Below are 22,093 nucleotides of genomic sequence, written 5' to 3'. Positions count from 1 at the left end.
ACGCTCACGCGTTTGGGCCTTTTTTGCTGGGGCGGGTCAGGCGGACGTAACCGCAGGCGTGCCGTGGATATAGTGTTCGAGCTGGCTGATCGTGAACTGCTGATCGGCAATCACGCTCTTGACGAGATCGCCGATCGAGATGAGGCCGACCAGCTTGCCGCCGTCGAGGACGGGCAGGTGGCGCATCCGGTGTTCGGTCATCAGCGCCATGCACTCGTCGGTGGATTGCGACGGTTCGACGTAGCGCACCTTCGCCGTCATGATTTCCTCGACGCGGGTGGCTTTCGACGAGCGATCCTGCAGGACGACCTTGCGCGCGTAATCGCGCTCGGTGACGATGCCCGCTATGTCGTCGCCGTCCACGACCAGCAGCGCGCCGATGCCCTTTTCCGCCATCAGCTTGATGGCGTCGTAGACGAGATCGGTCTTCGTGACGGTATAGATGGTGCGGCCCGAATCCGGCTTGGCCTTGAGAATCTGCGCGACAGTCGTGCTCATTCGCTTTCTCCGTGTGCAGGTCGATGCTGGGCAGGCAGGGCGTGATGCGTGTCACCCGATGAGCCCAGTATAGCCGCGCAGGTGGCGGCAGTCGCGTGACGATTCCAGATTAGCGGTAAACTCCCGTCACGCACTATCCACACAACTCCTACATTCCTGAACGTTTCGATTGAATTCATGATGTCTTCGCGTCCACAATCGCCCACGCCGGGCAATGGCCAGGCCGACGAGTGCGTGACGCTCGTCGCCACCGCGTCGCTGCCCACACGCTACGGTACGTTCAAGTCGTACGCTTTCCGCGTATCGGGCAGCGATGCCGAACATCTCGCGCTCGTGATGGGCGACGTCGCCGGCGAGCAGTCCGTGCTGACGCGGCTGCATTCCGAATGCCTGACCGGCGACGTGTTCGGCTCGTACCGCTGCGACTGCGGCGAGCAACTCGATCTCGCATTGCGCTACATCGCGGCCGAAGACCGCGGCGTGCTGCTGTATCTGCGCGGGCATGAAGGGCGCGGGATCGGCCTGAGCAACAAGATTCGCGCTTACGCGCTGCAGGAGCAGGGGCGCGACACCGTCGAGGCGAACCTCGACCTCGGCCTGCCCGACGATGCCCGCGAATACGACTCCGCCGCCGCGATCCTCCGGATCCTCGGCGTGACGTCGGTGCGGCTGATGAGCAACAACCCGGCGAAGTTCGACACGCTCGCGAAGCACGGTATTCCCGTCTGCGAACGCGTGGCGCTTGCGGTGCCCGTGCGCGAGGAAAACGAGCGTTATATCCGCACGAAGCAGACGAAGTTCGGGCATTACTTCGAAGAAAACGAGTAACGGAAACAAGGGGCTCTGCGGAGCCCCTTGCTCCATCTGGCTTTCTCACCTCGAAGCCTTTATGGTAAAGGGTTTGAGCCGAAAGTTGCGTTTGTCAGGTGCCTTGTCTGCAGTTGACGAAATAGGCGAAAACTTGGCGCTCTGGCGTAACATTTTCCTGCGCCAGACCGAAAAGCTACGCTGCGGTCCCGGCCCACAACAAAAACCTACGCCGACCGCTGATGAGATTCGACGCACGAACCGCGAGCAAGCTGCCTGCGGGCCAGCACATGACCTTTGACGGATTCCCGGGACTCCGCTTTCAGGCCAGCGAGAGCCGTCGCTCCTGGATCTACCGATATAAATCCCCCATTGACGACCGGATGCGTCAGGTGAAGCTCGGCGAGTGGCCGGCCATGGGGTTTCCCGCAGCGCTTTCCGAATGGGAGCAAAGGCGAGCGGAGCGCGATGCCGGGGCCGATCCTGCTGCTGCAAAGCGCGAGAAGCGCGCTGCGGTTGCCAATTCGCGCACCGTCGACGCATACACCGTCAAGCAGGTGTGTTTCGACTACATGGGCGGCTATCTGGAGCCGACCCGGAAGGATAAGGGCGTGATCGAGGTTAGGCGGATGTTCAAGGTGATGCTCGGCCCGATCGAGAGCGTTCCGGCTGCGTCGATAACTCGTGCGCAGGCGTTCGAATTCTTAGATTCTTATCGTGCCACGCCGGCGCTCGCTGCGCGCCTTCGCATGGAGCTTGGCGGAGCGTAGGACTATGCGATGGACGCTGGGAGGTTACCTGATGGCACGTCGAACTGGTGGCGAATGATTCTGCGAGGCAAGCTTCGCAGCAAGGGGCGCACGTTCGACGGCGTCGCCATGAACCAATTCGCTATCCTTTACGCAGATCGATTCGTTCGGCCTTCCGTGTAATTGCTCCACCCGCCTTGAACACGGAAATCCTGACATCCCCGTGAAGAAGTAACGGCGCGCGGGGAGATCCATGTCACCGATGAAGTTGGGTCGTCCTGCCTCGATTGAATTCAAACGAAGAGCGTAGAGCCCGCATCATTGGCAGGCTAGTCGAAAGAATAGGCAGTGTGCGGTTCGTTTCCGTTTTAACCCTCCGATGATAAAGTGCGTTGTCTACGCGGCCGTCGTGGACCCTAAAAATGGCACTGAGAGGAAGAAGATGGCGAACGAAAACAAGCGCCTGAGCGAGGCCGGCTGGGCCGCGCTGCGCCAGCGCGAGCAGGCAGTCATGCACTACTACAACGACCAGGCGAACAACTGCACCTTCGGCGTGGGCACCCTCGCGCATACCGGCGCGTGCACGCCCGAAGAACTGCGTCGCCCGGTGACGCCGGCGCAGGTCAACGCGCAGCTCGCAGCGCGCGTGAGTACCGCGGAGGCCCAGGTCCGTCGGAACGTGACACAGCGCGAACTCACGCAGGCGCAATTCGATGAATTGGTCAGCTACACGTACAACGCCGGCAATACGGGTGCGCTGTCCGCGCTGCATTCCGCGAACCAGAACAACGACGCCGGGGTCGTATCGCACATGAACCAGCGCGTCTACATCCATCCGCGCGACGCTCAAGGACGACGTCTTGCTCCAGTGCGATCGAACGGCCTCGTCAACCGGCGCCGCCTAGAAGCCGCCCCGTTTCAGCCCCAGAGGACGCGATGAAGAAGCACCTCCTCTGGATGCTCCTGGTGGTATCGGGAGCTGCGGTTGCGGATCAGAGCCCCGCCGACGAGATTTCGGCGCGCAGCGGGCTGCCGGCCAGCGAGGTCACGGCGCTACTCAACAACTGTGACGGAAGCCAGACCAGCATGAATTTCTGCGCTTGGCGCGATCAGATCGTCGCCGAGCGCGAACTGCAGCAGGTGGTCGACAAGCAGGTCGCCGAGCATCCGGAGCGCAAGATCGGCCTTGAGGCGAAGGTGGCGAAGTGGAAGAAGGCGCGCGACACGTCCTGCGAGAAGTCGGCCCGGAAGGAGTGGGGCGACGGCTCAATGCGGCCGGCTGCGCAGGCGATTTGTGCGACGGCGGCGACGAAGCGGATGACGAAGCGGTTGTCAGTGCGTGTGACAGGCAAGCCGTCCTGATCCGATCGGACCGGTAAGGCAAGAAAGCCCGCCCAGTGCGGGCTTTCTATTTGGTGCCGCAGTCGGTGCGATATCGGTTCGATGGCGTTACGCCAAATTTACGCCAAAGTTGCCGAAGAGGCTTGCTGTATAAGGCTAGAGTGGGACGTCACTGGTCCCCCCGACAGGGTTCGGCCACTTTCGGACCTTCGACTTCGGTGTCTAAACCGTCACCAATCCAGGTCACGAACACTTGTTGATGACCGTCGTGGGAAATGCACACACAATCTCACGTCATCACCGCACGACGATTTGATCAGACTGGAGACATAGCTAATGACCGATCGTGCTTCCCGCCGTCAGCTCGACCTTCTAGGCTCTCCGCGCTGGCAATGGCTCGATGAACTTCTGCGTATCTGGTATGTGCGCGCCTTAGATTCAGCCGATGGCTGCTCGCCCGACGAGCTCGCCGATATCTCGGCTCGCCTCAATTTCGTAATGCCAGCCACGCTTGCGGAGTGGTTCGAACTCGTTGGCCACCGCTTGGAATCCGTTCAGGACGCCCCCGCGACGCCCCTTACGGTGCGCGTTCAGGATGGCCTAGTAAGCGTCTGGACGGAGAACCAGGCTGTATGGACGCTGCTCGTGGGCGCCGGAAACGATCCGATGTGCCAGATCGATAGTTCCGATTTCTGCTTTCCAGCTACTCCTTTGAGCCAAGCATTGCACGGGATGACGCTTAGCGACACGTTAGTGGGCGCTTGGGATGGCAATGGTCGGGGACCACTAGGTGACTTGGCGTCATCGGTCGTCGGAGGCGTAATCGAGGACGCTACGGACGATGAGGTGGCTCGTGTCCTGAGTGCTTTCCCCCAACTAAAAGTCCCAGGCAATCCGTTCTATAACGTCCAGCCCCATGGGGACGGCACGACGATACTTCGTGACGGGATTGGCTTGGAGTGGGCGGTGGCTACAGCAGAGGCATTCGAGCACATTGATGCGCTGGTCCCGCTCGAACCTCCCGGCGGCCGCTATCGGGTGAGCCTTGAGCTCCCTACGGCAGTCGCGCGCCAGGTCGGGCTGATCGGACGTAGTGCTATCCCAGATCTTAATGCCATCCATTTGCCCTCTGAACTTGCGAGGCCGGCGACGGGGAGCGTCAGCCAGCTTTCGGCTTCATTTGAGTGGGAGACCGCGCAGCCCGAAAAATGTATGTCTGCTGTTCGGAACGCGCTGCCCGAGACTGAGCGAGCGCTGGCCAAGATTACTTACAGACCAGAGCGGATTGCGCACTGGCGAACCGTCGAATCGGATGGAGGTGTTGATGATGCGCGTTGAAATCTGCCTTTCCGCCGGTTGGTAAGCAAGCCACAGCAAACGGTACGTCAGCGTCTGGGGCCGCATCCGACCTGCCGGTCAGGTGCAGGCGCGCGACGATATGGCGAAACCGCGAATGGCGATTGGGAGAAATTCGACTGACCGTTGAGGATCGTCAACGGTCGTTCGCGAAAATAGTGAGCGTAGGTTGTGGCGTAGGTTTATGGCTTTATGCTTGTGAAGCAAGGCGCGGCCGTTACTTCGAAGAAAACGAGTAATCCCCACGGGTGCTGCCGGCGCCCGTTTCTCGTCATCAGTTCCCGTGATCGTCGCCGGCGGACGCGACGATCGCGATTCCCCCTTCGTCCGCCTTGCCTTCGGGTCGGTGACGACCCTCCTGTCACGCCGCCTGAACGATCCTGTTCCCCATGTCCACACCGTCGAAAATCGAAACCGCGCGTCTGACGCTGCGTCGCTGGCAGCCGGTGGATGCGGGCGCGCTGTCGGCGCTGCATGCGGATTCGGACGTGACCGCGTGGCTCGCGCGCGGCCCGATGTCCGTTGACGAGGCGAGCGACGTCATCGCGCGCTTCGACGCGCATTTCGATGCGTACGGTTTCTGCCCGTGGGCAGTCGAGCGCCGCGCCGACGGGATGTTGATCGGGGTGTGCGGCCTGTCGCGCGAGGTGCGCGCAACGCACCCGATGGCGCCGTGCGTCGAGATCATGTGGCGGCAGGCTCGCCACGCATGGGGGCATGGCTACGTCGCCGAAGCGGCTGCTGCCGCGTTGGCCGACGGGTTCGAGCGGATCGGGCTCGGCGAGATTCTCGCATGGACCGCCGACACCAATCTACGATCGCAGCACGTGATGCAGCGGCTCGGCATGCAGCGTCAGCCCGCGCGCGATTTCGACCATCCCGCGTTGCCGGAAGGGCACGCGCTGCGTCGGCACGTCGTGTATGCCGCGCGCGCCGCCGGCCTGGCCGGCGCGTAACGACTCACGCGGATTCGCCTGTCAGCGCCACGTACCGTTCTGCAGCACGATCCGGTAGCCGTCGGCATCCTCGAAGGTCTGGCCGGATATTTCCCAGTACGGATTGAACGAGGTCACGGGCATGAAGCCGTGCGCCGTGGCGCGTGCGCAGGCGGCTTCCCATTCCGGCCGATCGGGCAGGTAGAACACGATCAGGTCTTCCGGCGTCGGCGACGGCGCGATCGGATGGTCGGGGCAGTGCGTGAATTCGAAGTGATAGTCGAGACCGTCGCGTCCGAGCATCACGCCGGAAAAGCCGTCGTGATCCTCAAAGCGTGCGAGAACGGACAGGTCGAGAGCGTCGCGATACATGCGCTCGGTTCGGGCGAGGTTGCTGACCGGGCGGGCAATGCGCAGGTGGGCGTGCAAGATGGCCTCGGGGGAGCGTGGCAGACCCGCCGATGATAATCGATCCGGATTGTGGCGCGTCGGAATGCCCGGGCAGGCAATCGATGAAGGAGGGCGGTGGTATGGCCCCGCAATTCAAGCAGGCAAGAAAAAGCCCGCTACATTGAGCGGGCTGAATCCATGTTTGGAGACATGGAGGAGACAGACGTGAATTTAAGGGAAAACCCGAGTCATGGCAAGCCCTAGTTGTATCGATACAACTTCCTGTTGCGCCGCGTTCACATACCGCCGGCCCGCGCGTGCGCCGCAAACGCGCTGAATCGCTCCTGTGCGACCGGCAACGCGAATTTGTCGCGCATCTCGGTCTCGATCCATGCACAGGCCTCGCGTGCGCAGTCGGTCAGCGCGTGGCGTGTCGCATGCCCGTCGATGTCGTAGAGGAAGCGCACGCCGACCTCGTCGTCGGCGACTTGTCGCTCGAGCTGGTTGAGCTGCAGTTGGGGCCCGTGCTGTTGCGACAGCGCGCGCAATTCGTCGAAGTGATATTCGAGCCAGTCGGCAAAGAACAGCGCGTCGCTGTGGCACGGCAGCCGGAAGGCCGCGCTGCGCGACGGACGCGGCCCGGCTTCACCGGCCGGTGCGTGCGGTTCGCCGTCGGTGGCGATGGACGTGTCGACAGGGGCAAGCGGGTGCTGAAGCCGGCGGTAGGGCTCGCGATCGCGCAGCGCATGCCACAGCAATTCGTCACCGGCGGCGCCGGACGGCTGCATCGTCAGGTCATGCCGGCCTTCGCCGGCCGGGGCGATGTCGCGGATCACGAGGCGCAGCGAGCAGAGCGGCTCGTCCGCGACCAGCAACGTCGCCGCACGCGGCAGCCCGCAGACCAGCGGCGCCGCGCCGGCGGCACGGAACACGAGGCCGCGACGGTCGAGCCGCACGAGCGGCAGCGGCCGTGGAAACGACGGGTAGGCGACCGTAATGCGGGCGCCGCCGGCGCTCGTCAACCCGGGCATCATCGCGCGAAAGACCTGAGACTGGTCCACGTTGATTCTCCTTCGTTACGATGCCGCCCGGCAGGAACGCGCGTTCCGGGTCAGGCGGCGATGGCTTGCCGGGCGGCCTGCCCCGGCTCGATTCCTAGTGCGGCAAACGTTTGCGGATCGATGTCGATCCAGCACGCGACCACCAGACGCCCATCCACCTGCTTCGGCGGGCCTGCGCGGTGCGCGTGTATGCCGATCCGGCGGAACAGCCGCTCCATGCTCGCGAACGTCACGCCGATCAGCTGCCGCGCGCCGAGCTGCGCCGCGCACTCGACGACGGCCGCGAGCATCGGGCGCACGGCCCATTCGGCATTGCCCGGCCCGCCTTCGTCGTCGGTCGCCGCGAACCGGGACAACTCCCAGACAGCGGCCGATTGCGGCAGCGGCATGTCTTCGGCGATCAGGTCGGCGAACAGCGACTTCAGCAGATACGGGCGCGTCGTCGGCAGCAGGCGCGCACATCCGCACATGTCGCCGCTGGCGTTTCGCGCAAACACGTAGACGGTATCGTCGCGATCGAACTGGTCGCGCTCGAAGCTTTCGTTCGCCGACGGGAGCGCCCAACCGAGCTGTTCGACGAACACACGGCGCCGATAGCGCCCTAGATCCGCTGCAAGTTCGTGTGGCAACCGCCCTTCCTCGTGAACGAAGGTCCGCATGGTGTCCTCGGATCTGTGCTTTTGTATGTGCGCATTACATCGCGCCGCACGAGGGGGCTGTAACTGGTAACTCTTACAGGGTGACGGTGGAATGATGCCGATCAGGACGTGGTAACGGTTTCTTGATCAACGGGATTGAAAACCGTGCCGCTTTTGCTTATAAAGAGCGCCAGCACTGCGTAAATTGTCAGAGGAATGCGGGGCCAGTTGTCACTGGAGCGTCGGACCGGCATGATAGGCGTCGTTGTGCCCGAGCAGGGCCGACGCGACCGCTGCGGGCCAGTCGATGCGCGCGAGCCGCGCGGCAAGCGCGGCGGCCGTGCGGAGCATGCCGATGTCGGCACCCGTGGCGTCGACGGCCATCACGTTGCTGCGGACGTCGCCGCCCGCGATCACGAACGTGCCCGTCGCGCGTTCGAGGTACCAGTCCCAGCCGACCGTCACGTAAGCGACGCCGGCACTGGCCGGGCGATGCCATTCGGTATAACCGGCGAGGCGTGCGTCGATTGCGCTGTCGCGCAGTTCCGCACGCAGCGACGCGTCGAGGCCGCTTGCGACATGGTCGAGCGCAAGCACGGCCAGTGCGCTTTCTGACAGGCGTACGTAGCCGTCCGGGGACGGGCCGGGGACCGGGTGCAGCAAAGGTGAAGTCATGCGCGGAATGTATCAGCGTCGAACGGGTGCTGGAACCTGACAAGTATGACAGCGTGACGTTGTCGGAGAATGAATGGAACTGCGCTGGCAGGATGCCTATCAACAATTCAGTGCCGCGGAAGACGAGCAGCAGCTCTTCCAGCGGATCGCCGCCTATTCCAAACGGCTGGGATTCGAATACTGCTGTTATGGCATTCGCGTGCCGCTGCCGGTATCGAAGCCGTCGGTAGCCATCTTCGATACCTATCCCGACGGCTGGATGGCGCACTATCAGGCGCACAACTACATCGAGATCGATTCGACGGTTCGCGACGGCGCGCTCAGCACCAACATGATCGTCTGGCCGGACGTCGACCAGATCGCACCGTGCCCGCTGTGGCAGGACGCACGTGATTTCGGGCTGTCGGTGGGCGTCGCGCAATCGAGCTGGGCGGCCCGCGGCGCGTTCGGCCTGCTGAGCATCGCGCGTCATGCGGACCGCCTGACGCCGGCCGAAATCAACATGCTGACGCTGCAGACGAACTGGCTCGCGAACTTGTCGCATTCGCTGATGAGCCGCTTCATGGTGCCGAAGCTGTCGCCGGCGGCGGGCGTCACGCTGACCGCGCGCGAGCGCGAGGTGCTGTGCTGGACGGCCGAGGGCAAGACCGCGTGCGAAATCGGCCAGATCCTCAGCATCTCGGAGCGAACGGTCAACTTCCATGTCAACAACATCCTCGAGAAGCTGGGTGCGACGAACAAGGTCCAGGCGGTCGTCAAGGCAATCTCGGCCGGGCTGATCGAGGCGCCCTGACCTCGAACGAGGGCGGGCGGCAGCGCGAAATACCGCTGCCGCCAGGCCGCTCACTCCATCATCGGCTCCGCTTCCTTCGCGGTCCAGCTCACGCTGGAAATGCTCTTCTCCATGCTCATCCGGCTCGCGATCTGCTCGAGCTTCTGCTGATCCTTCGGATGCAGCTTCAGTGTCGCGGTCACCTTCAGCCGGTCCGGCTGGTCGGGCACGTCCTCGCTCGTGAGGCTCTGGAACGACAGCGGCTTCGCGTACATCGAGTTCGACAGCAGCGTGCGGATGTGCACTTCGTCGGCGGTCAGGCAGATCACGGTGATCTGGTATTCGCGCACGAGATCGGCGTTCGACACCGGGGTTGCGTTGATCGCCTGGCTGACGCCGCGCAGCACCGTGTTGGTGAGGAGTACGACGCCCGTGCCGGCAAGCGCGGGCACGTAATGACCGGAGCCGGCCAGTACGCCGACGGCGGCCGAGCACCACAGGGTCGCGGCCGTGTTGATGCCCTGGATCGAGCCCTTGTCGCGCATGATCACGCCGCCGCCGAGAAAGCCGACGCCCGACACGACGTATGCGGCGATCTGCGTGACGCCCGCGACGCCGTTGCCGGTCAGCACGCCGAGCGTGACGAACAGGCACGCGCCGCTCGCGACGAGCGTGATCGTGCGCAGGCCGGCCGTGCGCTGGCGCATCTGGCGCTCGAGGCCGATGGCGACGCCGCAGGCGAACGCGGTGAAAAGGCGGAGTGCGAAATCGAAAGTCATGGTTGTCCTGCCGTGCAAGAAGCGCGTGCCGTCCCGTGCCGCTGCGGCGCAAGGCCGAAGGCGACACGACGATAGCCGTCATCGCGCGGTACTGTACCGCGCGAATGCGTCATTCAGTGTGAAACGGTAGGCGTGCGGCTCGCGGAACGCGAGCCGGGCAGGAGAACTGCGTCGGACAGGCGTTCAGGCGGCAAGCGGCGCACGCAACGGAGTGCTGCAACTGTCCACGATGGTTCCTGAAGGAAGAATGGCCGGCATTCTAGTGGGCGGCGCGCGCATGCGTCAACCGCCTCGCGGCGGTCGTGCTACTGCGCCGAGCCGATCGTCCCCGTTGCGAGCGCGAGCGCGGCGGCAGCGGACAGCGCACCGGCATAGCTGTCGACCTCCGCGTTGCGCGCGGCGAGCAACTGGCTTTGCGCGATCGTCGCATCGGTGACCGAACCGACGCCGTTCCGGTACGCGGTCAGCGCCGCGTCGTAGCTCGTCTGCGCGGCATCGACGAGCGCCTTCGCGGCGTCGTGCGACGCAAGGCTCGTCTGCACCGCGTTCTGCGCGGCGACGACCTGGCGGACGGCTTCCTCCTTGGTCCGCGTGAGTCGCGCGGACGCGCTTTCCGCGTCGTTGCGCGCCTGCATCAGCACGGCCGAGCGCAGGCCGCCGTCGTACAGCGGGATCGTCACGCCGAGGAACACGCCGCCGCCGTAGCGGCTGCCGTTCAGGTTGACGGTCGGTGACTGGTCGCCGATCGCTGGCAGCGCGGAGATGGACGTGCCGCCGCTCGCATACGACGTCGACGCGGACAGGAAGATCTTCGGCATGAACGCGGCTTCCGCGGCCTTGATCTTCGCGCGATTGGCTTTTTCAAGCGCGAACGCGCCCTGCAGGTCGGGGCGGCGCGCAATTGCGTCCGACACGATCGCGTCGACCGACGAGCCGAGTGCGGGCGGCAGCGGCCGCTTCGGCAGCGCGGCGATGGTCGGCTTCGACAGCGGCGAGATGCCGAGCGCGGAGACGAGGGCGAGGTAGCTGTCGCTCTCCGCGCCGTTCGCCTGCACGAGTGCGAGGTTTGCCTGCGCGCGGTTCTGCGTCGCCTGCGCGAGCTCGACGACCGTGCCGACGCCGTGCTTGAGCCGCGCGCGGGAGGCCGCGAGGATCGCGTCCGCGTTCGCGAGGCCCTGCTGCGCGCTGAGGGCGCGCGAGCGCGCGGCTTCGTAGCGGTAGTACGCGACGGTCACGTCGTGGATCACCTGCTGGTGCACGGCCGTGAATGCGACGTTCGACGCGATCGACGCCTGCTCGGCCGCCTCGACGCGCGCCGCGCGGCCGCCGAAATCGAACAGCAGCCATTGCAGCGACAGCGCCGAGATCGTGCCGTGAACGGTGGTGTCGCTCGACGAGTCGCCGAGGATCGTCGACGTCGAGCCGTGGTTTGCCTGGTAGGCACCCATGGCCGTCGCCGACAACCTCGGCAGGTAGGCGGCCTTGGCCAGGCCGACCGCGAGCGCCGCGTTGCGCGCGTCGTTCCACGCGATGCGGGTCAGCGGGTTCGCCGATTCGGCGAGATCGATCAGTTCGGGCAGCGTGTACGCGTGCGCGGCATCGAGCGCAGCCGGCGGCGAGACGGACGCGAGCGCGGGCGACGCGGGCAGCGTGTAGTCGTGCGAACCTTGCGCGGATGCGCGCGGCGGGCCCGGCACGATGTCGCCGGCAGCCGACGTTTGCGGCTGCCATGGGCGGTCGGACGCCTCCGGCGCCAGATCGATCGACGACGTCGCGCAGCCGGCCAGCGCGACGGCGGTCGCGAGGGCGGCGGCGGCGATCGAGGCGGCCGGCGGTTCAGGTAGGCGCATGGGGGGCAGGCTCCTTCGGTGTGGCTTGACGGGCGGCGTCGGCGATGTGCGCGAGCCGCGTGTCGATCAGGTTCAGCAGCGCGTCGCGCGCAGGGTCGGCAGGGGCGAGGCCCGGCGCGGTGGCCGGCGGCGCGGGCGAATCCGCATGACGCGCGGCTTCGTCGTCGCGCGGGTCGGTCACGCGCGCGAGCTGCGCGGCGATCGCCGCGTCGCCGGGCTTGCGTTCGGCGAGCAGGAACAGCGGGCCTTCGAGCGCGCCGAGTTCCGCGAGCGCGCGTCGCCGCGTGGCGAGCCACGTGGCGGCCGGACGCACCCACGACGGTTCGTAATGAACCAGCCCGAGCGCCTGCGCGATCGCGCCGTGGCGGGCGAACGCGTCGGCCGCGAGCGCGCGCCGCTCGGCCGGCTGCGCGACCTGTGCGACGCGCCGCCACTGGTCCGTCAGCGCGGCGAGCCCGGCGTCGATCTGCTTGCCGATGCTGACGGGCCAGATGCGCGTGAACACGAGATACACGACGACGTTGCCGAGCAGGATGCCGATCGTGCGGTCGCGCGCGATCGTCAGGTCGAAACCGGGGCCGGCGCCCTGGATCACGCACAGGAAAAACGCGAACGCGATCTGGAAGCCCGCGTACGCGATGCGCGGCGAGCCGAATGCGACCCACGCGGCGAGCCAGCCGCCGGCGAACACCAGCGCCATCAGATGGCCGACCGACGACAGCGACGGCACGACGAACACGAGCGCGGCGGTGCCGAGCAGCGCGCCGACGATGCAGCCGAGAATCCGCAGCGTGAGCTTCTCGACCGTCTCGGCCGTCGAGCCGAGCGACACGATGTAGCAGGTGACGACGCACGTATGGATGCCCGACCAGTCGAGCTGCGAATACAGCAGATAGCAGAAGATCGCCGCGGCGGTCGTCTTCAGTGCGTAGCGGATGTGGTCGGGATTGGTGCGCGCGTCGGGCAGGAAGAAGCCGCTGCGCGGCGCGGCGGCAGGCGTTCCGGGCGCGGCCGTCGGCGTGTTGGCCGCGGCGGACGGTGCATCCGTCGCGGCTTCGGCCGCTGCGACCGGTTCCGCGAAGCGCGTGATCGCCGCATGGATATCCGTGACGGCGACGCGCGCGAGCGGCGGCAATGTGTCGGCCGGCGGCAGCGTGAGCGTCACGTCGACGGGGTAGCCGCCCAGGTCGAGGATGTCGGCCATCTCGTCGAGCGTCGCGGCGATCGGGGTGGCGTACGTGTCGGGCAGGCGCGCGCCCGGTTCGCGATCGGCCAGCGCGACGCCGACGAGCAGCGCGGTGCTCGATGCCACGGCCTGCCGCAACGCCGCGAAGTCGGCGGCGGACGACGAGCCTTCGAGCGTCGACAGCTTGAGCCACGTGAGCAGCTGCTTGTCGCCTTCATGAAGGCTGGCATCGAATGCATCGCGCGCCGCATCGTCGCCGCGCAGCCGCTGCGCGGCGAGCCGCAGGCGTTTCGCGAGCTGCGCGTGCGCGAGCTTGCGTGGCGACGGCGCGATCAGCAGGTTGACGACGATCGCGACACCGGCCGGGATCGCGATCGTCAGCCAGATGTACAGCAGCGCGCGCGTCGCGGCTTCGCCGAACGGCGCGAGGCCGAGCTGGTCGAGCCCGAAGCCGACGATCATCGCGAGGATCGCGCCCACCGGGCGCAGCTTGCTGGCGGAAGTCAGGTACAGGAGGGCGACCGACAGCACGGCCATGCACGTGACCCGCAGGATCGAATAGTCGATGCTGAAGATCGCGATGCCGAGCACGAGCCCGATCACGATCGTGACGATCAGCAGCAGCGCGGCCGCGAGCACGACGCTCGTCACGCGGTCGGCACGGATCATGAAGAACACGACGTACGCGGACAGCGCGGCTTCGGGCGTCCCGTATGCGGCCGTCACGAACGCGGTCAGCGCGCAGATCAGTGCGACCCGCGCGGCAATCGACGCGCGCCCCGGAAACGGTGCGAGCAGCCGCAGGACTTCGCGCGGGCCCGGCGAGCGAACCTCAGCGGCAGGCAGTGCCATGCCGGACCTCGACGATCGCGCTGGCGCCGACGCGCACGAGCGTGCCGTCGGGTTCGTCGAGCTTCACGCGCACCGGGAAGCGCTGCGCGACGTGCACCCAGTTCACCGAGTTCTGCACGATCGGCAGCGAGCGCGGCAGGTTGATGCGCGCGCTGTCGGCGATGCCGGCGCCGATGCCGACGACCTTGCCGGTCAGCGGGCGGCTGCGGTCGATCATCGAATAGACGGTCGCGCAATCGCCGACCGCGATGCGGCTCAGCGCCGTCTCGCGGAAATTGCCGACCGCGAACCATTCGCGCGCGTCGATCAGCGTGAAGATCGACTGGTTCGGCGCGAGGGTTTCGCCGGCGAGAACGGTCAGGCCCGTCACGAGCCCGTCGTGCGGTGCGCGCACGACGGTGTCTTCGAGCGCATGCTGCGCGCGCGCCAGCGCGGCCTCGCGCGCATGCAGCGTCGCGATCGCGTCGGCTTCGTCGCCGATCGTCTGCGCGGACGCGCGCTGCTGTTCCTGTGCCTGCGTGAGCGACACGGCCGCGTCGCGCTGGCGAACCTTCGCCTGGTCGAACTGCTGCGCGCTGACGTAGCCCTGCGCGGCGAGCGGTGCGAGCCGGTTCACGTCGCGCGTCGCGAGATCGTGGTTCTGCGTCGCGCGCTTGACCTGCTCGGCGGCCACGGCCGCGTTCGAGCGCTCGCCGATCAGCGAACGGCGGCGCGTGTCGAGCGACGCGCGCGCGAGCTCGAGGTCGGCCTGCGCCTGTGCAACCGTCAGCCGGTACGGCACGGGATCGATCACGTACAGCAGGTCGCCCTTCGCGACGCGCTGGTTTTCATGCACCGCGAGCTGCACGATGCGGCCGCCGACCGGCGACGCGACGTGCACGACGTCCGCGTCGATCGACGCGTCGTCGGTGGACGGGTAGGCGGTCGTGCGGAGGTACGCGTAAGCGAGTGCGGCGATGCCGAGCGCGACGATCGTGAGGGCGATCACGCGGCCTTTGACGGAGGGGCGGGCGGTGCCGGCGGCCTTCATGCGAACGGCCCCGTGCCGGTGAGCCACACGATCACGGCGACCACGAGCCCGATCGCGGTGCAGACGGCAAGCTGGTAGGGCACCGTGGCGGCCCAGCCGGTCGCGACGAATACGCGGTGCGCGACGATCGCACCGATCACGCCGACGATCGCGCTGACGAGCCAAAGCGGGAAATATGCGCCGAACAGGACGTACGACGGTGCACCGCGCGATGCGCAACCCGCGAGCGGCAGGGCTGGCGCAAGGACGGCGGCGACGCGCAAGGGCGCGCGCGGCGTTGTTTTTCTCATGATGTGACGAGCTCGACGGTGGGGGTGGATGCCGGGCGCGGCGCAATGCGGATCGTCGCCGCGACGACGATTCCGGGATACGGAGCCGATAATAAATCAGCGCGGTGCGGATCGCCAGCCATCCGTCCCGCGCAACATGGCGGCGCGTTGGCGGTTCAGGGAGGCCGGTCCGCACGGCCGGCATCGCGTTTTCGCAACCGGGGGCAGCGCAAACCGGGCCGTCGCGATTCTGCCAGTGCCGGCACGCGTAGGGTTGCTAACGAACTGTAAAGGATCGTCAGACGAACGGAGCGGGCTGAATTTGCGATGTCGGGAGAGCGGAATCGGCACGCAATCAGCGCGGAAGCGGTCGATTGTCGTTTGAACGCATGGTAATCAGGCGGCCCGGCGGCCGATGAGGGCGCGGTCGCGCGCCGTGCCGGACGGCATCGACGCCAAACCCGGCGACCGGTCGTCGCTGCCGCGATCTGTGTACCATCGTACACATGGCGCGGCGCGCGGAACGGAGCCTCACGGCCTCGTGCAACGCACGTCGCGGAAGCGTCAAGGCCGTATCGCAACGAAGGTGAACGTTCCATGCGAAGTTTTTTTGTCCGGTTCATTGCAATCGGCGTGCTGTTCCATCTGTACGTCGGGATGCGGATCATTCCCGATGCGTTCGCGTCGCCGGTCGTGCGCACGATCGCGGCGCTCGTGCTGGCGAGCTTCGTCGTGCTGATTCCGGTCGGCATGTTCTCGCGCCGCTTCGACGAAGGCTGGGCCGCGACGCTGGCCGGCTGGGCCGGCTCGGTCGTGATGGGCTTCTTCTCGTCGCTGCTCCTGCTGACGTTCCTCCGCGAATTCGTGCTGCTCGGCGTGTTTGCATGGCGGCATCTCGGGCACGACGGCGCGTGGCCCGGCGCGGCGACCGGCACGGCGCTCGGCGTGCTGGCCGGTGCGGTGTTCGTTACCGTGGTCGGGTTCGTCGGCGCGCGCCGCACGGCGGCGGTCAAGCGCGTGTCGATCCCGGTCGAGGGGCTGCCGGCGGGGCTCGACGGGCTGACGATCGTGCAACTGTCCGACATCCATGTCGGGCCGACGATCAAGCGGCCCTATGTCGAACGGATCGTGCGCGCGGTCAATGCGCTCGATGCCGACCTCGTCGTCGTGACGGGCGACGTGGTCGACGGCTCGGTCAAGCGCCTGCGCGAGCACACGGCGCCGCTCGGCCGCATGCAGTCGCGGCACGGCAGCTTCCTGGTGACGGGCAACCACGAGTATTACGCGGGGGCGCACGCGTGGATCGACGAATTCCGGCGCATCGGGCTGACGGTGCTGCTCAACGAGCACGTGCTGATCGACCACGACGGCGCGCACGCGGTGCTCGCGGGCGTCACCGACTTCACGGCGGGCGGCTTCGATCCCGCCCATCGCAGCGATCCCGAGCAGGCGCTGGCGGGTGCGCCGCGCGAGGTGGCCACGAAGATCCTGCTCGCGCACCAGCCGCGCAGCGCGGAAGCGGCGAACCGCGCGGGGTTTACCGTGCAGTTGTCGGGGCACACGCACGGCGGCCAGTTCCTGCCGTGGCCGCCGTTCGTGAGGCTGCAGCAGCCGGTGATCGGCGGGCTGAGCCGCTTCGGCGATCTGTGGCTCTATACGAGCCGCGGCACCGGATACTGGGGGCCGCCGAACCGCTTCGGCGTGCCGTCCGAGATCACGCTGATCCGGCTGACGCGCGGCGGGTAGCGCACGGTTCCCGTCAGGGGGAAACCATTCGCGGGGCCGGTGCAAGCCCGTCGTCAGCGGGAACCGGGCAGGCGGCAGCCTGCCTCGTCTGCGAATGACAGCGCATGGCGGCGTGCGATGCCGTTGGCTAGTATGCAGGCATGCACCGTTCGCTCCGCTCATCGCCCGTTCCTCCCGACATGTCGACGCCCGATCTCTTTGCCGACACGCCCGCACCCGACGTGGACTGGTACCCGGACTGGCTGGCGCCGCCCGATGCCGATCGCGCGCTGGCCGCGCTGATCGACGAGGTCGCGTGGCGTCAGGACACGATCCGCACGCCGCGCGGACGCATTCCGTTGCCGCGGCTCACCGCGTGGCAGGGCGAGCCGGATGCCGTCTACGTGTATTCGGGGATCCGCAACGTGCCGGCGCCGTGGACGCCGGCCGTGCTCGACCTGAAGCGCGCGGTCGAGGCGACGTGCGGCGCGCGTTTCAACAGCGTGCTGCTCAATCGCTACCGCAACGGGCTGGACAGCCTCGGCTGGCACGCGGACAACGAGCCCGAGCTTGGCGATGCGCCGGTGATCGCGTCGGTGAGCCTCGGTGCGATGCGCGTGTTCGACCTGCGCCATCGCGCGACCGGTGTCACGCATGCGTATCGCCTCGTGCACGGCAGCCTGCTCGTGATGCGCGGACGCACGCAGGCCGAATGGCAGCATCGCGTGCCGAAGGCGCCGGGCGTGCAGGGCGAGCGCGTGAACCTGACGTTCCGGCGCGTGATGCCGGCGGGTACGGGCCGGTAACGATCCTCGTCGCCGAGGTGCCCGGATCGCCGGGCGATTCGCGCCCCGATTTTGCGAGCCACGGGCGACCGATGCAGGCAAGCGGTCGACCATGCGGCACGTTGCCGCATGAGTACCGAACCGTATGCGATCGATCGGCGCTGAGACCCGTCCCATATGGGTTACAGGTAGATTCGATCGACCGCCCGGTACCGATAGATGAGTGAAACCTCTGATGGTGCGTCGCAACAATCCTTGACTAGACTGTCGAATGGCAGAAGCGCGTCGTATCCCGGCGCGACCCTTTCGACATGCCCCGAGCGTCGCCGATGCGGCGCGCAAGGGGGCAGGAGTAAAACGCGTGACCGTAATCGACCCTTCCTTCGAACCCTCGCTGCACGTCTTTGAACAAGACGGCGGATGGCAATGGGCGCTGACGGTGAAGCGGGCGACCGGCGTTGGCGTGAAAGTCGTTGCGTTCAGCCGGGAAGGCTTTCGCGGCGAGGCCGAGGCTTATGCCGCCGGCCAGCTTGCCCGCGCCGCGTATGACGCCGCCGTGACCGCCTGACGCCGTCGCGTCGATCCCGCCCGAGGATCGCCTTCACCGCTCACCACCCGCTGCCGGGTGTTTCTTTCGATCGCTTCCCGTTTTCCATCCGTTTGCCCGGCCGCCGGGCCGCGTCGTGCCGTGCCGTGCCCGTCGCGCGATAGCGGATGCGGCGCGCCCGGGCGCCCGTCCGTCCGGGCCGCCCGCGCCAAATGGTCCGTACCATTCGACACGCGTGTGCCATACGCGGCGCTTAACGTCCGTGCACGGCGTCCGTCGCGCCGGCGATGCGGCGGCGTGCCGCGATCGGCACGCCGGCTGCCGGACGACGACCCATCGACAAGAATGCAGGTCATGTGCGACGACAGAACCGACTACAACCGCCATGCGCGCGGCGGATCGCGCACGGCGCGGGCGCCGCAACGGGGATTCACGCTGATCGAGGTGCTGATCGCGCTGGCGATCGTCGCGGTGGCGCTGGGTGCCGTGATGCGCGCGATCGGCGCGCTCGCGTCGGATACCGACATGGCGCGGATGCGCCTGCTCGCGTTATGGAGCGCCGACAACGCGCTCGGCGAGATCCGCATCGCCTCGACCTGGCCGTCCGTCGGCACGAACACGTTTGCATGCCCGCAGGGCCGCTACCGGTTCGTGTGCCGCCAGTCGGTGGCCGCGATGCCGAGCCCGCTCGTGCGGCGCGTGACCGTGAGCGTGTATCCGTCCGCGTCGAGCCGCAACGTGCTCGCCGAGGTAGTCACGGTGATCCAGAATGAAGCGCGCCGCTAACCCGCGCGCGGCGGCGCGTGCCCGAGGCTTCACGCTGATCGAGATGCTGGTCGCGATCACGCTGCTCGCCGTGATCGCGCTGCTGTCGTGGCGCGGCCTCGATGCGACGATCCGCGGCCGCGACGATATCGCGTCGAATCTGGCGCAAACGCGTCTGCTCGGCCGCTACTTCTCTCAACTGCAGTTCGACCTGACGAACCTCGTCACGCCCGACGAAGTGTTCGGGCCGCCGCTGCGCATTCGTCCGGGCGAACTCGTGATGGTGCGTCATCTCGGCGTCGGCGGCGGACCGACGCAGATGCAGGTCGTGCGCTACCAGCTCAACGGGCGCGAACTCGTGCGCAGCGCGTCGCAGCCGCTTGCGTCGCTTGCCGAAGTCGACGACGCGCTGCATCACATGGATGCGCTCGCGCGCGTCGTGGTCAGCAACGATGCGCGCTCGATGCAGGTGTCCGTATGGATCCCGCCCGGCGGCTGGACGACGAGCCAGGCTGACATCGAACAGTCCTATGCGCAGTTTCTCGCGCAGCACGGCATCAGCAACTCGACGTCGATCGGCGTGCCGGTGCCGCGCGGGGTGCGCTTCTCGGTCACGATGGGCGCGCCGGCGGTCGAATACGTGCGGACGATCCCGATCGGACAGTAAGCGCGATGCCGTCCGGCGTACGCGGCGAGGCCCCCAAAGCCGTTCCGTCCCCCGGACAAAATGGTCCGTAACTTTCGTCATACGTCTGTTATTGGCCGTCCGTTAGTCTCGTGACGAGCATGACCGCCGCGACCGGTTCCATCGGCCGGTTCAGCGGCGGCGTCGGCAAACGGGAAGGGGGCGAACGTGACGGTCGAGCACCGGCATGATGCACACGCGGGCGCGTCGGGACACGACGCGCGCGGGCAATGGCAAGCGGCGGCGATTCTGGGCCGCGCACAGCAGTGGCATGGCGCCGGTCGCTTCGACGACGCGGCACGGGAATACCTCGCGGTGCTCGCGAAGGAGCCCGATCATCCGCAGGCGCTGCATCTGTACGGCGTGCTGCAATTCCAGCGCGGTGCGGCCGATCAGGCCGAAGCGCTGCTGCGCCAGTCGGTTGCGATCGCACCCGACGTGCGCGCATTGTCGGATCTCGGGGCGATCGTCGGCGAGCGCGGCCGCGTCGACGAAGCGCTCGGCCATTTCGCGAACGCGCTGCGCGCGGCGCCCGACGACGTGCAGACGCTCGTGCGCCACGGCAATACGTTGATCGGCCTGTGCCGCTACGACGACGCACTGGCGTCGTTCGACCGTGCGCTCGCGGTGTCGCCGCTCGTGCTCGACGCGCTCTGCAATCGTGGCGGCGCGCTGCGCGCGCTCGGCCGCCTCGACGACGCGCTCGACACCTACGACCGCGCACTGATGGTCGATCCGCATTCGTTCGAATCGTGGTTCAACCGCGGCCTCGTGCTGCGCGCGTTGCGGCGCGCGGCCGATGCGCTGCATTGCTTCGATCGCGCGAACGCGATCCGCCCGGGCATCGTCGCGATCATGGCCGAGCGCGGCCGTACGCTTGCCGAGCTCGACCGCCTCAACGAAGCGCTTGCCGCCTTCAACGACGCACTCGCGGCCGATCCCGCGCGGCTCGACGCGCTCTGCGACAGCGCGGCCGTGCTCGAACGGCTCGGCCGTGCGGACGAGGCGCTCGCGCGTTGCGAACGTGTGCTGGCGCTCGATCCGGATCACGCTCGGGCGCTCGCGAGCCGGGGCAATGCGCTGCTGCAACTCGGGCGCCACGACGATGCGCTCGACAGCCATGACCGGTCGCTCGTCATCGATCCGCGCTCGCCCGACACGCTGTGCAATCGCGGCACCGTGCTGCGTGACCTGCAGCGCTTCGATGCGGCGCTCGCGAGCTATGACGCCGCGCTGGCACTCGACGAGCGGTTTGCTGAAGCGTGGGCGAACCGCGGCACGGTGCTGCGTGACCTGCGTCGTTACGAAGAAGCGATCGCGTCGCTCGATCGGGCGCTCGAGCTGCGCCCCGATCTTGCGACGAACTGGCTGGCCCGCGGCGACGTGCTTGGCGAAACGGGGAAGGTCGAGGAAGCATTCACCGCCTACGATCGCGCGCTCGCGCTGCAACCCGACTTCGCCGCCGCGCATTGCGCGCGGGCAGCGCTGCACCTGGCGGAAGGCGATTTCACGCGCGGCTGGCGCGGCTACGAATGGCGGTTACGCGATCCGCGGCTCTCGCGCCATGCACGGCCGTTCACGCAGCCCGTATGGCGTGGCGACGAACCGCTCGATGGCAAGACGATCCTGATTCATGCGGAACCGGGCATCGACGACACGCTGCAGTTCTGCCGTTATGTCCCGCTCGTCGCGGCGCGCGGCGCGCAAGTGGTGCTCGAGGTGCAGCCGTCGTTGCGCGTGCTGATGGCGTCGCTCACCGGTGCGGCCCGCGTGATTGTGCGTGGCGAGCCGCTGCCCGCCTTCGATTGCCATGTGCCGCTGCCGAGCCTGCCGCACGTGTTCCGCACAGAAGCGGACACCATTCCCAATACTGCCGCGTACCTGCACGCGGACCCGCAGCGAACGCGCCAGTGGGACACGCTGCTCGGCGAACGGCGCAGGCTGCGCGTCGGACTCGCGTGGGCGAGCGAGTCGACACGACCCGATGACGCCGGCCGGTCGATCGATTTCGCGCAACTCGCGCCGCTGTTCGATCTGAACGTCGACTGGATCAGCCTGCAGCAACCGCTGCATGAGCGCGACGCCGCGCGGCTGGCGGATGCGCCGGTATCTCGCGTCGACGACGAACTCGGCGATTTCGCGGACAGGGCCGCGTTGATCGGCGCGCTGGATCTCGTGATCGCGGCCGATTCCGCGGTCGCGCATCTGGCGGGGGGGCTGGGCGCGCGCGTGTGGGTGCTGCTGCCCGACCCGCCGGCGTGGTGCTGGATGCGCCGGCGCGACGATAGCCCGTGGTATCCGTCCGCGCGGCTGTTTCGCCAGCCGGCACCCGGCAACTGGGCCGATGCGATCGACGCGGTGCGTGCCGCGCTCGAACCGATGACACGTTAGACACGAC

General features: G+C 67.1%; 22 protein-coding genes and 1 pseudogene. 13 read left to right on the top strand and 10 right to left on the bottom strand.

Features of this window, described 5'->3' with window-relative positions:
* Positions 1 to 36 precede the first annotated feature (36 nt).
* On the bottom strand, positions 37 to 498 hold the full coding sequence (locus tag DPV79_RS34910) for a CBS domain-containing protein (protein ID WP_021162297.1): 462 nt from the start codon (positions 496 to 498) through the stop codon (positions 37 to 39).
* 177 nt (positions 499 to 675) lie between these two features.
* On the opposite strand from DPV79_RS34910, the gene ribA reads away from it, so the two are divergent.
* The 6 genes and pseudogenes from ribA (at position 676) to DPV79_RS34880 (ending at position 5,707) form a co-directional block, all read left to right on the top strand.
* On the top strand, positions 676 to 1,326 hold the full coding sequence (gene ribA, locus DPV79_RS34905) for a GTP cyclohydrolase II (protein WP_059484771.1): 651 nt from the start codon (positions 676 to 678) through the stop codon (positions 1,324 to 1,326).
* Between the two features lie 221 nt (positions 1,327 to 1,547).
* Positions 1,548 to 2,186: pseudogene (locus DPV79_RS34900) on the top strand (integrase arm-type DNA-binding domain-containing protein); the annotation flags it as partial.
* Positions 2,187 to 2,496: 310 nt separating this feature from the next.
* The gene (locus DPV79_RS34895; protein WP_023477110.1) at positions 2,497 to 2,994 is read left to right on the top strand and encodes a lysozyme; all 498 of its coding nucleotides are present in this window, start codon (positions 2,497 to 2,499) and stop codon (positions 2,992 to 2,994) included.
* A complete protein-coding gene (locus tag DPV79_RS34890; RefSeq protein ID WP_113047551.1) occupies positions 2,991 to 3,416 on the top strand; it encodes a lysozyme inhibitor LprI family protein in 426 nt (141 codons plus the stop codon). The genes DPV79_RS34895 and DPV79_RS34890 overlap by 4 nt, the downstream gene beginning before the upstream one ends.
* 315 nt (positions 3,417 to 3,731) lie before the next feature.
* Positions 3,732 to 4,733, top strand: a complete 1,002-nt coding sequence (locus DPV79_RS34885; RefSeq protein ID WP_113047550.1) for a hypothetical protein — start codon at positions 3,732 to 3,734, stop codon at positions 4,731 to 4,733.
* A gap of 407 nt (positions 4,734 to 5,140) precedes the next feature.
* Positions 5,141 to 5,707 (top strand): GNAT family N-acetyltransferase, encoded by a 567-nt coding sequence (locus DPV79_RS34880; protein WP_113047549.1) that lies wholly within the window; start codon positions 5,141 to 5,143, stop codon positions 5,705 to 5,707.
* Between the two features lie 21 nt (positions 5,708 to 5,728).
* On the opposite strand, the gene DPV79_RS34875 is transcribed toward DPV79_RS34880, so the two are convergent.
* The 4 genes from DPV79_RS34875 to DPV79_RS34860 all read right to left on the bottom strand — a co-directional run bounded on the left by DPV79_RS34875 (position 5,729) and on the right by DPV79_RS34860 (position 8,450).
* A complete protein-coding gene (locus DPV79_RS34875) occupies positions 5,729 to 6,115 on the bottom strand; it encodes a VOC family protein (protein ID WP_021162343.1) in 387 nt (128 codons plus the stop codon).
* Positions 6,116 to 6,372: 257 nt separating this feature from the next.
* Complete coding sequence (locus tag DPV79_RS34870; RefSeq protein WP_063778376.1) at positions 6,373 to 7,137, bottom strand: hypothetical protein; 765 nt, start codon at positions 7,135 to 7,137, stop codon at positions 6,373 to 6,375.
* Between the two features lie 50 nt (positions 7,138 to 7,187).
* Entirely contained in the window at positions 7,188 to 7,796 is a 609-nt protein-coding gene (locus DPV79_RS34865) for an acyl-homoserine-lactone synthase (RefSeq protein WP_042976961.1), read from the bottom strand.
* Positions 7,797 to 8,006: 210 nt separating this feature from the next.
* On the bottom strand, positions 8,007 to 8,450 hold the full coding sequence (locus tag DPV79_RS34860) for a DUF4902 domain-containing protein (protein WP_042976964.1): 444 nt from the start codon (positions 8,448 to 8,450) through the stop codon (positions 8,007 to 8,009).
* 73 nt (positions 8,451 to 8,523) lie between these two features.
* Between DPV79_RS34860 and DPV79_RS34855 the strand changes: the two genes are divergently transcribed.
* Positions 8,524 to 9,243 (top strand): autoinducer binding domain-containing protein, encoded by a 720-nt coding sequence (locus DPV79_RS34855; protein ID WP_021162347.1) that lies wholly within the window; start codon positions 8,524 to 8,526, stop codon positions 9,241 to 9,243.
* Positions 9,244 to 9,293: 50 nt separating this feature from the next.
* Here DPV79_RS34855 and DPV79_RS34850 read toward each other — a convergent pair whose 3' ends face one another.
* The 5 genes from DPV79_RS34850 to DPV79_RS34825 form a co-directional block, all read right to left on the bottom strand.
* The gene (locus DPV79_RS34850; protein ID WP_021162348.1) at positions 9,294 to 10,001 is read right to left on the bottom strand and encodes an MgtC/SapB family protein; all 708 of its coding nucleotides are present in this window, start codon (positions 9,999 to 10,001) and stop codon (positions 9,294 to 9,296) included.
* A gap of 305 nt (positions 10,002 to 10,306) precedes the next feature.
* Entirely contained in the window at positions 10,307 to 11,851 is a 1,545-nt protein-coding gene (locus DPV79_RS34840; RefSeq protein WP_059677436.1) for a TolC family protein, read from the bottom strand.
* Positions 11,838 to 13,889, bottom strand: a complete 2,052-nt coding sequence (locus DPV79_RS34835; RefSeq protein ID WP_113047548.1) for an FUSC family protein — start codon at positions 13,887 to 13,889, stop codon at positions 11,838 to 11,840. The genes DPV79_RS34840 and DPV79_RS34835 overlap by 14 nt, the downstream gene beginning before the upstream one ends.
* Complete coding sequence (gene mdtN, locus DPV79_RS34830; RefSeq protein WP_113047547.1) at positions 13,870 to 14,919, bottom strand: multidrug transporter subunit MdtN; 1,050 nt, start codon at positions 14,917 to 14,919, stop codon at positions 13,870 to 13,872. Before mdtN ends, DPV79_RS34835 begins: the two co-directional genes overlap by 20 nt.
* Complete coding sequence (locus tag DPV79_RS34825) at positions 14,916 to 15,209, bottom strand: hypothetical protein (protein ID WP_011354664.1); 294 nt, start codon at positions 15,207 to 15,209, stop codon at positions 14,916 to 14,918. The genes mdtN and DPV79_RS34825 overlap by 4 nt, the downstream gene beginning before the upstream one ends.
* A gap of 576 nt (positions 15,210 to 15,785) precedes the next feature.
* Here DPV79_RS34825 and DPV79_RS34815 point away from each other — a divergent pair.
* From DPV79_RS34815 to DPV79_RS34790, 6 genes are all read left to right on the top strand, one after another.
* Positions 15,786 to 16,934 carry a metallophosphoesterase gene (locus DPV79_RS34815; RefSeq protein WP_113047545.1) on the top strand — a complete coding sequence of 383 codons (1,149 nt, stop codon included), beginning with the start codon at positions 15,786 to 15,788 and terminating at the stop codon, positions 16,932 to 16,934.
* A 179-nt stretch (positions 16,935 to 17,113) separates the two neighbouring features.
* A complete protein-coding gene (locus DPV79_RS34810) occupies positions 17,114 to 17,719 on the top strand; it encodes an alpha-ketoglutarate-dependent dioxygenase AlkB family protein (RefSeq protein ID WP_224052591.1) in 606 nt (201 codons plus the stop codon).
* A gap of 340 nt (positions 17,720 to 18,059) precedes the next feature.
* Positions 18,060 to 18,266: a hypothetical protein gene (locus DPV79_RS34805; protein WP_021161906.1), complete on the top strand. Its 207-nt coding sequence runs from the start codon at positions 18,060 to 18,062 to the stop codon at positions 18,264 to 18,266.
* Positions 18,267 to 18,599: 333 nt separating this feature from the next.
* Positions 18,600 to 19,031, top strand: coding sequence for a type II secretion system minor pseudopilin GspI (gene gspI / locus DPV79_RS34800; protein ID WP_042976664.1), 432 nt, complete (start codon positions 18,600 to 18,602; stop codon positions 19,029 to 19,031).
* The gene (locus tag DPV79_RS34795; RefSeq protein ID WP_060220302.1) at positions 19,015 to 19,677 is read left to right on the top strand and encodes a PulJ/GspJ family protein; all 663 of its coding nucleotides are present in this window, start codon (positions 19,015 to 19,017) and stop codon (positions 19,675 to 19,677) included. The genes gspI and DPV79_RS34795 overlap by 17 nt, the downstream gene beginning before the upstream one ends.
* Positions 19,678 to 19,863: 186 nt before the next feature.
* The gene (locus DPV79_RS34790; protein ID WP_113047543.1) at positions 19,864 to 22,086 is read left to right on the top strand and encodes a tetratricopeptide repeat protein; all 2,223 of its coding nucleotides are present in this window, start codon (positions 19,864 to 19,866) and stop codon (positions 22,084 to 22,086) included.
* Positions 22,087 to 22,093: the final 7 nt, after the last annotated feature.

The sequence above is a fragment of the Burkholderia reimsis genome (assembly GCF_003294055.1).
Lineage (GTDB): Bacteria > Pseudomonadota > Gammaproteobacteria > Burkholderiales > Burkholderiaceae > Burkholderia > Burkholderia cepacia.
The sequence above is the reverse complement of the archived record's forward strand: the minus strand, read 5'-3'. Positions and strand labels throughout refer to the sequence as shown.

Excerpts from the sequence above, each read along its gene's own strand:
- DPV79_RS34880 (WP_113047549.1), top strand. The coding sequence starts at position 5,141 with ATGTCCACACCGTCGAAAATCGAAACCGCGCGTCTGACGCTGCGTCGC.
- DPV79_RS34850 (WP_021162348.1), bottom strand. The coding sequence starts at position 10,001 with ATGACTTTCGATTTCGCACTCCGCCTTTTCACCGCGTTCGCCTGCGGC.
- DPV79_RS34825 (WP_011354664.1), bottom strand. The coding sequence starts at position 15,209 with ATGAGAAAAACAACGCCGCGCGCGCCCTTGCGCGTCGCCGCCGTCCTT.
- DPV79_RS34795 (WP_060220302.1), top strand. The coding sequence starts at position 19,015 with ATGAAGCGCGCCGCTAACCCGCGCGCGGCGGCGCGTGCCCGAGGCTTC.
- DPV79_RS34860 (WP_042976964.1), bottom strand. The coding sequence starts at position 8,450 with ATGACTTCACCTTTGCTGCACCCGGTCCCCGGCCCGTCCCCGGACGGC.
- mdtN (WP_113047547.1), bottom strand. The coding sequence starts at position 14,919 with ATGAAGGCCGCCGGCACCGCCCGCCCCTCCGTCAAAGGCCGCGTGATC.
- DPV79_RS34840 (WP_059677436.1), bottom strand. The coding sequence starts at position 11,851 with ATGCGCCTACCTGAACCGCCGGCCGCCTCGATCGCCGCCGCCGCCCTC.
- DPV79_RS34855 (WP_021162347.1), top strand. The coding sequence starts at position 8,524 with ATGGAACTGCGCTGGCAGGATGCCTATCAACAATTCAGTGCCGCGGAA.
- DPV79_RS34810 (WP_224052591.1), top strand. The coding sequence starts at position 17,114 with ATGTCGACGCCCGATCTCTTTGCCGACACGCCCGCACCCGACGTGGAC.
- DPV79_RS34885 (WP_113047550.1), top strand. The coding sequence starts at position 3,732 with ATGACCGATCGTGCTTCCCGCCGTCAGCTCGACCTTCTAGGCTCTCCG.
- DPV79_RS34865 (WP_042976961.1), bottom strand. The coding sequence starts at position 7,796 with ATGCGGACCTTCGTTCACGAGGAAGGGCGGTTGCCACACGAACTTGCA.
- gspI (WP_042976664.1), top strand. The coding sequence starts at position 18,600 with ATGTGCGACGACAGAACCGACTACAACCGCCATGCGCGCGGCGGATCG.
- DPV79_RS34835 (WP_113047548.1), bottom strand. The coding sequence starts at position 13,889 with ATGGCACTGCCTGCCGCTGAGGTTCGCTCGCCGGGCCCGCGCGAAGTC.
- DPV79_RS34890 (WP_113047551.1), top strand. The coding sequence starts at position 2,991 with ATGAAGAAGCACCTCCTCTGGATGCTCCTGGTGGTATCGGGAGCTGCG.
- DPV79_RS34910 (WP_021162297.1), bottom strand. The coding sequence starts at position 498 with ATGAGCACGACTGTCGCGCAGATTCTCAAGGCCAAGCCGGATTCGGGC.
- DPV79_RS34895 (WP_023477110.1), top strand. The coding sequence starts at position 2,497 with ATGGCGAACGAAAACAAGCGCCTGAGCGAGGCCGGCTGGGCCGCGCTG.
- ribA (WP_059484771.1), top strand. The coding sequence starts at position 676 with ATGATGTCTTCGCGTCCACAATCGCCCACGCCGGGCAATGGCCAGGCC.
- DPV79_RS34815 (WP_113047545.1), top strand. The coding sequence starts at position 15,786 with ATGCGAAGTTTTTTTGTCCGGTTCATTGCAATCGGCGTGCTGTTCCAT.